The organism is Streptomyces hygroscopicus subsp. hygroscopicus, assembly GCF_001553455.1.
Classification (GTDB): Bacteria; Actinomycetota; Actinomycetes; order Streptomycetales; family Streptomycetaceae; genus Streptomyces; species Streptomyces hygroscopicus.
The window spans coordinates 1-11,364 of the sequence record NZ_BBOX01000090.1 but is presented as its reverse complement, the minus strand read 5'-3'; the positions used below and the strand labels follow the sequence as shown (position 1 = coordinate 11,364).

The following is an 11,364-nucleotide window of genomic DNA, read 5'->3' as shown; positions in this document are numbered from 1 at the left end:
GGCTCCCCGGGCCCCGCCGCCAGCCGCTCCACGATCGCGTACCAGGTGTCGCTCAACGCCTCGTCGCCCTCGCGCAGATCGCAGACCTCGAAGCCCTCGTCGAAGACGGCGCGGGCGGCCGGGGCGTCCCCCTGGGCCAGTAGCACCTGTGCGCGCAGCAGCCGGAAGCGGCCGCGTGCCCGGATGGCGGGGCGCAGCGCGTCGAGGACCGCCCGTGCGTCGTCGGCGCGGTCGGCCGCGAGCAGCGCGGTGATCGCCTCCCGGCCGAGCGCCGCCTCGGCGGCCTCCAGCGCGACCGGGTCGGCGGCGACGGGCGGCGCGGCCAGCGAGACGGCGGCCACCGCCCCCGCTGCCTCGGCCACCACCCCCGCCCCCGCTGCCTCGGCCACCACCCCCACACCAGCCTCCGCCCCCTCGAACACCGACCCCACACCAGCCCCCGCCGCCTCGAGCGCCGAGCCCCGTTCGGGCCCCGGTTCGGCGTCCGGGGCGAGGAACAGCCGGACGGCGCGCAGCAGCCGTTCCGCCGCACGCGCCGGATGGCCCGACGCGGTGTCGGCGACGGCCAGGCAGCGCAGCGCCCAGGGCGTCTCCGCCCAGCGCAGCGACCGCTCCCAGCTGCGCTCGGCCTGTGCGCGGTCGCCCGCGTGCCACTGGGCGACGCCCAGGTGGTACTCGGCGGCGGCGGTCGAGGGGGCCGCTTCGAGGAGGTCGCGCCAGGCGGGCGCGACCAGGGAGGCGCCGGGGTCGGCCCGGGAGGGGCCCGGCTCCCAGTCGGGCAGCGCGCCGGTGCGCAGCAGTCGGCGCCAGGGTTCCTGCTCGGCCCCCAGCGTGCCCGGGTCGAACGGCGTACCGGGCAGCTGGAACCCGCCGCGCTCGGTCTCCAGCGCGCCCCAGCCGGAGCCGGTGGCCAGGTGCTCCACCGGTTCCGCGTCGGCGTGACGACGCCAGGCGGCGTAGGCCGCGTCGACGGCGGCGCGCGGCAGCGCCGCCTCCAGGCGGGCCTCGGTCTCGCGGCGGGCGGCCGTCCAGTCAGCGCCGTGCACGGCGGCCGGATCGGCGGTCAGCGGTCCGTACGCCTCCAGCCAGGCGAACTCCTGGCCCGCGTCCAGCGGGATGTGCTCCAGCTGGGTGCGGGCGAGCCCGGCCTGGATCTCGGCGTAGCCGCCGGTGCCGGGCTCGGTCAGCCAGCGCTGCCAGCGCCGGCCGCCGGGGCCGGCGCCCCAGACGAAGAGCTTGCGGCCGCGCAGCAGATCGGTCGAGGTCTGGACGAGGCCGCTGCCGTCGGCGTCGAGCGAGGCGATCCAGCGGCGGGCGTCCTCGGGCAGCTCGTAGAAGTAGTCGGCGGGGTAGGCGCCGCGCAGCGGATAGGTGCGGTCGGCGCCGTCCCACTCCGGGACCGGGACCTTGCTGAGGGTGCGGGCGTAGCCGAAGTGCCAGGCGTCGTCGGCGGGGGCGAGGACGCGGGTGCGCTCGTCCTCGGGAACGGCGATGTTGGACCACCAGTAGACGGGCGCGGGGTGGTGGTGGGGGTTGCGGATCCTGACGCCCACATAGAGGAACGCGGAGTCGGCGGGCAGCCACAGGTCCACCTGGAAGGGCAGGTCGCGCAGCCGTTCCCACTCCCACAGCCGCACCATCGCGCCCCCGTCGGCGGCGTCGGGGGCGGGGACGCGGGCGGCGTGCAGGGGTGCACAGGACAGGGTGGTGTGGCCGGTGGCGCCGATGTTCCACTCGATCCCGCCGGAGAACCAGGCGCCGTTCAGCGCGAAGTCGGCGGGCTGGAGCACCGGGTTGCGGTACAGCAGCTCTCTGCCGGCGGAGCCGTCGGCGGGCTTGTGGAGCAGTGAGTGGACACGGCCGCCGAGTCCGGGCAGCACGGTGGCCCGCAGATGGCCGTTCTCGAGGACGAGGGCGTCGAGTGCGGCGGGGGCGCGGTCGCGGCCGTAGCCGTCGCGCAGCCGCACCGGCAGCACCGACCGCAGGGGCGCGTAGGCGACCTGACGGGCCATGTCGGCGGGGAGTGCGGCCCGGACGCGGTCGTCCACGCGGTGCACCTCGTCGAGGGGGGGCAGCGCGGGCAGGGGGTTGTCCGGCCCGACGGGGGCGGTGGGAAGGGTCAGGGTGGTACGTCGCACGCTCGTCGCCACGGGCCGCCTCGCTCCGACTGCCTTGGGTCACCTCGGCTGCGGCGACCGTCCGATGACCATGGAACAACGTCACGGGCCCGCTGAACAGAGCCGGTTGGGCCCGATCGTGGTGCCCCGTCGGGCAGGACCGTCAGCCGGCAGCGGTCCGCTGGTCCAGCATGTCGCTGGTCATGGCCCAGCGCTCGTGGTCGCGCCAGGCGCCCTCGATGTAGAGGAAGTCGGGGGAGAATCCCTCCAGCCGGAATCCATGGCGCTTCACCAGCCCGATCGACGCCTTGTTGCCCGGCTGGACGTTGACCTCGACGCGGTGCAGCCCCAGCGGCCCGAAGGCGTGGCGCAGCACGAGCCCGAGCCCCTCGGACATATAGCCCTGTCCGGCGGCGGGCGGAAAAGCCCCGTAGCCGATCGCGCCGGACTGGAAGGCGCCGCGCACGATGTTGTTGATGTTGATGAATCCGGCGATGTCTCCGGTGTCCCGGACGCAGACCAGGAAGCCTTCGCGGTCCTCGCGCTCCAGCTGGGCGATGTAGTGCTGATAGGCCCGCTCGGTCTGGGGGAGGGTGAGCCAGGGGCGGTGGAACGCCGCGCTCTCCCGGGCGCGCCGGATGAACTCCGCACCGTCCTCGCGGCGGGTGCGGCGGATGGCCGCCCGGGTTCCCTCGGAGACGTACCGGACGTCAGGCATGCGGCGATGACGACAGCAGTGCCATGGCCGCCGCGTAGCCGGAGCCGCCGGCGACGGCCCCGTCCACCGGGATGTCGGTCATGGTCCAGGGACCGACCGGCACGGGGGTGAGACCGGTGCCGACGTAGTTGACCGCCGGGTCGCGGGAGAGCCCGGTGCCGAGGCCCTTGAGGTACGCCTCCTTGCGGGTCCAGCAGCGGGCGAAGGCGGCGGGCCGGTCGGCCCGCGCCAGCGCGTCCAGCTCGGCGCGCTCCTTCGGGTGCAGGCTCTCGGCGACCTGGTCGACCACCGAGGCGGGCTGCAGCTTCTCCACGTCCACGCCGACCGGGACGCCTGCGAAGGCGTAGAGCACCAGATCACCGGCGTGCGACATGTTGAAGTGCAGCGGGGTGCCGGACACGGCGGGACGGCCGTGCGGGCCGCCGCAGCCGGGGCACGCCTCACGGGTGAACGGAACGTCGGACGGCGCCAGGCCCAGATAGGCGCCGAGCAGCTCGCGCAGCCCCATATGGGCCGCCGTGTAGCGCTCGCCGTCCTCCGCCCGCACGAACTTCGCGGCCCGCTCCCGCTCCCCGGCGTCCAGGATCCTGGCGGGCGCGCCCGCGTCCATGGTCGCGGTGTACCCGGAGACGCTGAGCAGCCAGGTCTCGGGCTCACCGCCCTTCGGCCAGGCGCCCGCGACGGCGGCGGGCAGCGGCTCACGGCCGACGATGCGCGGGGCCGGTGGGGGTGTCAACTCGCTCCTCCAGTGGAGTTCGGGGCCGCTGGGTTCAGCAGCTCCAGGGTGGGCACATCGGATCTGGTCAGTCCAAAGGTCTGGATGTACAGCGACAGCTCGGCCTCCAGGGCGCGGATCATCGTATCGGCGCGGCGGAAGCCATGGCCCTCGCCCTCGAAGGTGAGGTAGGCGTGCGGTATGCCGCGGCCGGAGACCGCCGCCAGGAACCGCTCGCACTGCTCCGGCGGGCAGATGGTGTCGTCCAGCCCCTGGAGCAGCAGGAAGGGCGCGCTGATCCGGTCGGCCCGGTACAGCGGGGAGCGCTCGCGGTAGCGGTCCTCCACCTCCGCGAGCGGGCCGACCAGCGATTCGGTGTAGCACGACTCGAAGTCGTGGGTGCCGCCGGTGGCCCAGGAGACCAGGTCGAGGATGGGGTAGCTGACGGTGGCGCAGGCGTACAGCTCCGTGGCGGTGAGGGAGGCCGCCGCCGTCCAGCCGCCCGCGCTGCCGCCGCGGATCGCCAGCCGGTGGCGGTCGGCGACGCCCTCGTCGGCGAGCGCCTCGGCGACGGCGGCGCAGTCCTCGACGTCGACCACGCCCCACCGCTCGCGCAGCCGCTCGCGGTAGGCGCGGCCATAGCCCGTGGAACCCCCGTAGTTGACCTCGGCGACGCCGATGCCGCGGGAGGTGAAATAGGCGATCTCCAGGTCGAGTACGAGCGGGGCGCGGCCGGTGGGCCCGCCGTGGGCCCAGATCACATATGGCGGAAGCTCACCGTCCGGTGCGCTGTGGCCGGGGTTGTGCGGTGGATAGACCTGGGCGTGGATCTCCCGGCCGTCCGGTCCGGTGAAGGTGCGGAGGTGCGGCCTGGGGTAGTACGCGGGGTCCACGGCGTCGGTGTGGGCGCTGCCGATGACCCGGGAGCGGCCGGTGCAGACGTCCAGCTCGACCACCTCATGGCCGCTGTGCGGGCTCGCCGCGACGCCGACCACGCGGGTGCCGTTCACCGCCAGCGTGGGCTCCCATTCGGTCCAGGCGCCCGGCACATCGGCCGGTTCACCGGCCCGTGGGTCGAGGATGCCGAGGGTCGCCGCGCCCCGGCCGTGCAGCACCGCGATCAGACCGCCGGACAGCGGGGCGAACCAGCGGTGGCCCAGCTTCCACAGCGGCCCGGCGAACTCCTCCTCCCGGGGGCACAACGCCACCGGCCGCCCGGCCCGGCCCCATGCCTCCCCACCGGCCTCCGCCGACGCCTCCCCACCGGCCTCCTCCGCTGCCGGCTCCCCACCGGTCCGCGCCGCCGCCGGCTCCAGACGGTGCAGGTTCCACCAGCCGGTGCGGTCCGTGGCCGCGAGCAGCGCCCCGTCCTCGGCCCACTCGATCTGGGCGACCGCCTCGTCCGGCCCGCCCAGCACCACCCGGGCCCCGGTGAAGGAGCCGTCCTCGGCGACATCGGCCAGCACCACCTCCGTGCCGTCCCAGGGCATCCGGGGGTGGTCCCAGACGATCCAGGCGGCCCGCCGGCCGTCGGGCGAGAGCCGGGGCCCGGTGAGGAAGCGGTGCCGGTCGTCGGTCAGCTCCCGCACCGCCGCACGGTCCCCGGCGGCCGAACCGTCCAGCGGTACGGCGGCGATCACCCGCCGCACGTCCGTGGGCCCCTCCCCGGTGAACTCCTCCAGCACGCACCACACTTCGCCGCGGTCCGGGTGGATCACCGGATCCGCCCAGCGCAGCCCCTCCCCCACCGGGGACAGCGGGGTCAGCGGGCGCGGCGGGCCCCCGGCCGGGGCGTCCGGCTCATGGACGTACAACCGCTGATCGGCGAAGTGGACGAACACCACCAGCGGACCGCCGCTCGCGCGGTCCACCGCGGCCCAGGGCGTCCCGCCGTACCCCATCACCTTGCTGCGCACGTTCCACGGCGGGGCCAGCACCGGGACCTCCGCGCCGTCGGTCCGCCGCCGGACCAGGGCGCGGCGGCCGCCCTCTTCGGGGCGCGGCGCGGTCCACCACACCTCCTCGCCGACCGTGCCCACGTACTCCGGATGGCCGTCGTGCGAGGCGACGAGCGCGGCGTCGACCGGGGAGTGCCAGGCTCCGTAGGGGGCCGTGGCCACTGTCTGCTGCTGCACCGTATCCCTCACGCCCTCCGCAGGAAGTGGTCGAGCACCCGGACGCCGAAGTGCAGGGCCTCCACCGGCACCCGCTCGTCCACACCGTGGTAGAGCGCCTGATAGTCGAAGCCCTCGGGCAGGCGCAGCGGCGAGAAGCCGTATCCGGCGATGCCGAGCCGGGAGAACTGCTTGGCGTCGGTGCCGCCGGACATGCAGTACGGCACCGCGTGGGCCCCGGGGTCGAAGTGCTCGACGGCGGCGCACATCGCCCGGTACGTGGGGGTGTCGACCGGCGCCTGGAGCGGGCACTCCCGGTGGTGGAACTCCCATTCCACATCCGGTCCGGTGAGCCGGTCGAGGGTGTCGTGGAACTCCTCCTCGCCGCCGGGCAGTATCCGCCCGTCCACATAGGCGGTCGCGCTCCCCGGGATCACATTGACCTTGTAACCGGCCTCCAGCATCGTGGGGTTGGCGCTGTTGCGCACGGTGGGCTCGATCAGGGCGGCGGCGGGCCCCAGCTTGGCCAGCAGGGCGTCGACGTCGAAGTCCGCGGCGTCCACCTCGGCCGGGACGCCCTGGAGCGCGGCCAGTTCGGTGAGGGCGGCCTTCACCGTGGGGGTCAGCCGCACCGGCCAGCTGTGCTCACCGATCCGGGCGACGGCGGCGGCCAGCCGGCTGACCGCGTTGGCCCGGTTGACCTTGGAGCCGTGTCCGGCCCGGCCGTGGGCGGTCAGCTTCAGCCAGGCCGTGCCGCGCTCCCCCGCCGCGATGGGGTAGATCCGCATCCCGGACCCGGCGTGGAAGGTGAAGGCTCCGGACTCGCTGATGCCCTCGGTGCAGCCCTCGAAGAGCCCGGCGTGCCGCTCGGCGAGGAAGCCCGAGCCCCAGGCGGCGCTGTCCTCCTCATCGGCGGTGAAGGCCAGCACGATGTCCCGGCGCGGCCGCACGCCCGTCCGGGCCCAGGCCCGGACGACCGCGAGCACCATCGCGTCCATGTCCTTCATGTCGATGGCGCCCCGGCCCCAGACGACCCCGTCGCGCACCTCCCCGGAGAAGGGGTGCACGGTCCAGTCGGCGGGCTCGGCGGGCACCACGTCCAGATGGCCGTGGACCAGCAGCGCGGGCGCGGACGGGTCGGTGCCCTCGATCCGGGCCACGACATTGGTCCGCCCCGGCGACCGCTCCAGCAGGGTGGGCTCGATCTCCACATCGCCGAGCATCTCCGCCACGTACTCGGCGGCCGGACGCTCCGAGCAGTCCCCGCCGCCGCGGTTGGTGGTGTCGATGCTGATCAGCTCGGAGGTGAACCGCACCACCTCGTCGAGCGCCTGGGCGTCGATCGCCTCCGGACGGTCCGTGTCAGCCATATTGCTCCTCCACCGCGGCCGAGACGACCGTCGTGACGGCCTTGAAGCAGCGGATTCCCTCGTACATGGTCGGTGAGGTGTAGGCGACGCGCCGCTCGCCGCTCGGCTCCACGCCCGGTACGACGCTCGCCGCCCCCACCAGATGCTCGGCGTCGAATTCCAGCTCCACCGTGAACGGCCCGCGCCGGGCGGGCTCGTGGCGCACCGCCAGCACCGTCGCCTCCCGCGCCGCCGCCCGGATGTCCGCGGCCGTGCGGGCCGGGGTGCGGCACACCGCCGCATAGCGCGAGACGTACGTCTTGACCGCGACCGAACGGGCGTCGGGCGCATAGCCCCTGGCGTCCTCACAGGTCTTGTCGTCCCCGGTCACCAGCACCACCGGGACCCCGTACTCGGCGACCACCAGGGCGTTGAGCAGGCCCTCGCTCGCCCGCGCGCCGTCCACCCACACCCCGGTGATGGAGTTGGCCAGATAGGTGTGGGCCAGGACGCCCTCGGTGCCCGCGCCGGTGTGGTACCCGACGAAGGCCACACCGTCCACGTCACCGTGCTGCACGCCCTCGACCATGCTCAGGCTCTTGTGCCGGCCGGTGAGCATCTGGGCCCGCTCGTCCAGCTCCTCCAGGAGCAGATTGCGCATGCTCCAGTGCGCCTCGTTGATGAGCACCTCGTCCGCGCCGCCGTCCAGGAACCCGGCGACGGCAGCGCTCACGTCGGAGGTGAACAGACGGCGGCAGCGCTCCCAATGCGGGGTGCCGGGCAGCACATCAGCCGGCCAGGTCACGCCGGTGGCGCCCTCCATGTCGGCGCTGATGAGGATCTTCATGCCTCGTCACGTTACGCGCCGCGACCGACCCGAACCACCCCTGTGGATAACTGGTCCAATCCACTGGCCAGGCCCGGCGTGTCCGGGCCCGCCCCGCCCGGTGCGCGCCGGTCCCGCCCACCACGCCGCGGCTACGCCCGCGCCACCACGAACCAGCGGGCCGGCAGCTCGACCCGTGAGCCGTCCGGCCACTGCTCCGTCTGGGCCAGCGCCGTCGGGCCCTCGGCCAGGATCTCCAGCCCGGCCTCCGCCAGCACCTCCGGGACCTCCTTGTCCGCCGCGTCGGCCGGCCGCAGCCCGTGGTCGAGGACCCGGCGCAGCTTCGGCGGCGGACCGCCGGGACCCGCCGCCAGCTCCGCCAGCACCGCCCTGGACTCCGCCGTCAGCTCCGCGACGAATCCCCGCCCGCGCCGCCCCAGCAGCCTGGCCACCGCCCGGGCGACCGGACGCCGGTCGGGGGCGTCGCTCTGGTGGATGACGGCGCGCAGGTAGACGTTGGCGTCACCGAGCCGCCGGGCCAGGTCCGCCACCCCGGCCGCGTCCGTCAGGCTCAGCTGCCGGAACTCCGCCGTGCCCGCCGGGTCGGCGCGGCGGGCCCGCTCCACGGCGGCGCGGGAGAGGTCGACGCCCAGCGCCCGCGCGAAGCGGGCGGCCAGATAGCGGGTCTGGGTGCCGTTGCCGCAGCCCAGGTCGACGATCGGCAGCGACGGGTCGGCGTGCGGCGCCAGCAGGTCCAGGTGCGGGGCCGCGCTCAGCGAGGGGTCCGCGTCCCAGATGGCGTCCCCCGGGGCGTCCGAGGTGTTCCGCCAGTAGCTCTCCCACGCCTGCCGGTAGCGCTCCGAGACGCTCATCGCCGCTCCTTCGGATGTGACAACGTCTGTTCGAACCAGACCGCTTTACCGCGTCCGGAGCGGCTCGTCCCCCACTCGCGGGCCAGTTCGCTGATCACCCGCAGCCCGCGTCCGCACTCGTCGTCCCGGTCCGCGTCCAGCAGCACCGGCAGTTCGTGATCGTCGTCGGTGACCTCGCACAGCAAGGCGTCGGCACGGACCAGCCGCAGCCGCACCCGGTGGGTGTGGGCATGCCGTATCGCGTTGGTCACCGCCTCGCTCACCAGCAGTTCGGCGGTCTCCACGGCCTCCGGCAGCCCCCACCGCAGCAGCCGCTCCCGCACCAGCCGGCGCGCCCGCCCGACCTCGCGGGGGTCCAGCGCCAGCCGCCACTGGGCGACGTCCTCGGCCGGGATGCCGTTGAGACGGGCCATCAGCAGCGCCACATCGTCCTTACGGCCGCCACGGCCGTCCTTGCGGGACGCGGTGGCCAGGGCCCGGATGATGGTGTCGCACGCGTCGTCCATGGACGCCGCCGGATGCGCCGCGGACTCGCACAGCGCGGCGAGTCCGGCGCCGATGTCCTGGCCCCGCACCTCGACCAGGCCGTCGGTGCACAGCACCAGCCGGTCGCCGGGCGCCACCCGCACCGTCACCGTCTCGAACGGCACCCCGCCCACGCCGATCGGCGCCCCGGTCGGCAGGTCGAGCAGCTCGCTGCGCCCGTCCTGGGCCCGCACCAGCACGGGCGGGACGTGGCCCGCGTTGGAGATCAGCAGCTCGGAGCAGACGGGGTCGTAGACGGCGTACAGACAGGTGGCCAGATAGTGCTCACCGAGCCGCTGGGCCAGATCGTCGAGGTGGCGCAGCAGCTGGGCGGGCGGCAGACCGAGCGCGGCCATGGTCTGCACGGCGGTGCGCAACTGCCCCATCATCGCGGCCGAGGTGAGCCCGTGTCCCATGACGTCGCCGACCACCAGCGCGGTGCGCGAACCGGGCAGCTTGATGGTGTCGAACCAGTCGCCGCCGACCCGGCCGAGCCGGGTCCCGGGCAGATAGCGGGTGGCGGTGTCGCAGCCCGCCATGCGCGGGGTCACCTGGGGCAGCATGCTGTCCTGGAGCGTCTCGGCGACGTTCTCCTGATAGGTGTACATCCGGGCGTTGTCGAGGACGAGCCCGGCGCGGGCGGCCAGTTCGGCGCCCGTGGTGCGGTCCATGCCGTCGAACGGCTCCCGCCCGGGGCGCCGCAGCAGCACCATGAAGCCCAGCACCACATCGCGCGCCTTGAGCGGCACGATCAGGAGCGACCGGCCGTTGATCAGGGGTCTGAGGTCCCGCTTCTCGAACTGCCCGGCGATCCGGTCGCCCGCCTCGTCGCTGATGCGCTCGATCAGCACCGGCTCGCCCGTGACCATGCACTGGAAGAACGGGGTGTGCTCGGGGAACGCGATGCTCTCCCCGACCGGCACGGTGTCGTCCCAGCGGCCCGGTTCGTCGGTGTGCTCGACCCAGACGCGGTGCCAGACGGTGGTGACGTCGGGCGGCCCCTCGGGGAACCCCTCACCCGCCAGGACCTGGGCGCGCAGATGCGTCCCGGCGAAGTCCGCGAAGCGCGGCACGGCGGCGCTGGTCACCTCGCGGATGGTGCGGGCCAGGTCCAGGGAGGTGCCGATGCGGCCGCTGACCTCGTTGAGGAACTCCAGCCGCTCACGGACCGCCGCGTGTTCCAGGTCGACGTCGCCGGGGTCCAGCGGGAGTCCGGGGGCGGGTGCGTGATCCGGCGCGCCGTCCGCCGCGGCCGCGCGCCGCCGCCCGGCCTCCTGCCGCGCCAGGCGCTCGCGGTAGCGGGGCACCCCCCAGTCCGGCGTCACCGGAATCCGCTCGCAGCGGCTGATCTCCAGTACCGGATAGCCCAGTTCCAGCACATGGGCGACGATCCGCCCGGCCGTGGCCGGGCCCATGTTGGGCAGGATGTCCGGCAGCCGGCCGGCCAGCCGCTCGGCGCCGGGGAACTCGGTGTGCAGCGCGAACGCCGGGGCGATCCGCTCGTCCCGCCCCAGCGCGTCCCCGCCCGCCCCCTCGGCGTCCGCCGCCAGCACCAGCAGCCGCTCGGGGCCGGGGCCCACCAGCGGATAGGCCCACCACAGGACATCGGCCCGGCCATGGGCCGGATCCGCCATACGGGCCCGCCCCGCGGTGGGGTAGTACACGGTGCCCAGCTGTGTGTCGTCCAGCTCGGGGTGGCCCGTCGCGTCGGTGCGCACCCGCGCGCCGCGTAACGCCCCCGAGACCGGCATCAGATCGACGGCGGGGCGGCCGACGGCCTGTTCGCGGGTGGCGCCGAAGAGCTTGCGCGCCCCGGAACTCCAGTGCGTGACGAGTCCCCCGGCATCGATGACGACGACCGCGAGCGGCATCCTCCCGTGGACACCTCTGCGCTGCTCCGGCACCCCGGGCGGCTCTCCCGGGCCGTCGTCGCAGCGCGACGTGCCGTACTCCATAAGCGGAAGACTCCTTCGCACGCAAGATCTGCGACAGTGCTACCCACGGTACGGCTGTTGCGGGCACCTGCGGGAGGCAATACCCGAATAGGTGTCATGTGGGGGCCGCGTGCGCGAAGGACGTGCCGCCGGGAGGCGGCGGGGCGCCTCCCGGCGAGGTTGGGGCCCTAGTC

8 protein-coding genes are annotated in these 11,364 nt (G+C 74.5%); all 8 read right to left on the bottom strand.

Annotated elements, in window-relative coordinates; all coding sequences use genetic code 11:
• Window positions 1–2,150, bottom strand: a 2,150-nt coding sequence (locus tag AXW62_RS10060) for a DUF5107 domain-containing protein (protein ID WP_060944204.1), incomplete at its 3' end; no start/stop codon positions are given.
• A gap of 130 nt (window positions 2,151–2,280) precedes the next feature.
• On the bottom strand, window positions 2,281–2,835 hold the full coding sequence (locus AXW62_RS10055) for a GNAT family N-acetyltransferase (protein WP_060944203.1): 555 nt from the start codon (window positions 2,833–2,835) through the stop codon (window positions 2,281–2,283).
• A complete protein-coding gene (locus AXW62_RS10050) occupies window positions 2,828–3,571 on the bottom strand; it encodes a 4'-phosphopantetheinyl transferase family protein (protein WP_060944202.1) in 744 nt (247 codons plus the stop codon). The genes AXW62_RS10055 and AXW62_RS10050 overlap by 8 nt, the downstream gene beginning before the upstream one ends.
• The gene (locus tag AXW62_RS10045) at window positions 3,568–5,685 is read right to left on the bottom strand and encodes a S9 family peptidase (RefSeq protein WP_174556372.1); all 2,118 of its coding nucleotides are present in this window, start codon (window positions 5,683–5,685) and stop codon (window positions 3,568–3,570) included. Before AXW62_RS10045 ends, AXW62_RS10050 begins: the two co-directional genes overlap by 4 nt.
• Before the next feature lie 8 nt (window positions 5,686–5,693).
• Complete coding sequence (locus AXW62_RS10040; protein WP_030832570.1) at window positions 5,694–7,034, bottom strand: M20/M25/M40 family metallo-hydrolase; 1,341 nt, start codon at window positions 7,032–7,034, stop codon at window positions 5,694–5,696.
• Window positions 7,027–7,860: a M55 family metallopeptidase gene (locus AXW62_RS10035; protein ID WP_060944200.1), complete on the bottom strand. Its 834-nt coding sequence runs from the start codon at window positions 7,858–7,860 to the stop codon at window positions 7,027–7,029. Before AXW62_RS10035 ends, AXW62_RS10040 begins: the two co-directional genes overlap by 8 nt.
• Window positions 7,861–7,991: 131 nt before the next feature.
• Window positions 7,992–8,711, bottom strand: a complete 720-nt coding sequence (locus tag AXW62_RS10030) for a class I SAM-dependent methyltransferase (RefSeq protein WP_060944199.1) — start codon at window positions 8,709–8,711, stop codon at window positions 7,992–7,994.
• The gene (locus AXW62_RS10025; RefSeq protein WP_174556371.1) at window positions 8,708–11,191 is read right to left on the bottom strand and encodes a SpoIIE family protein phosphatase; all 2,484 of its coding nucleotides are present in this window, start codon (window positions 11,189–11,191) and stop codon (window positions 8,708–8,710) included. The genes AXW62_RS10030 and AXW62_RS10025 overlap by 4 nt, the downstream gene beginning before the upstream one ends.
• Window positions 11,192–11,364 lie beyond the last annotated feature (173 nt).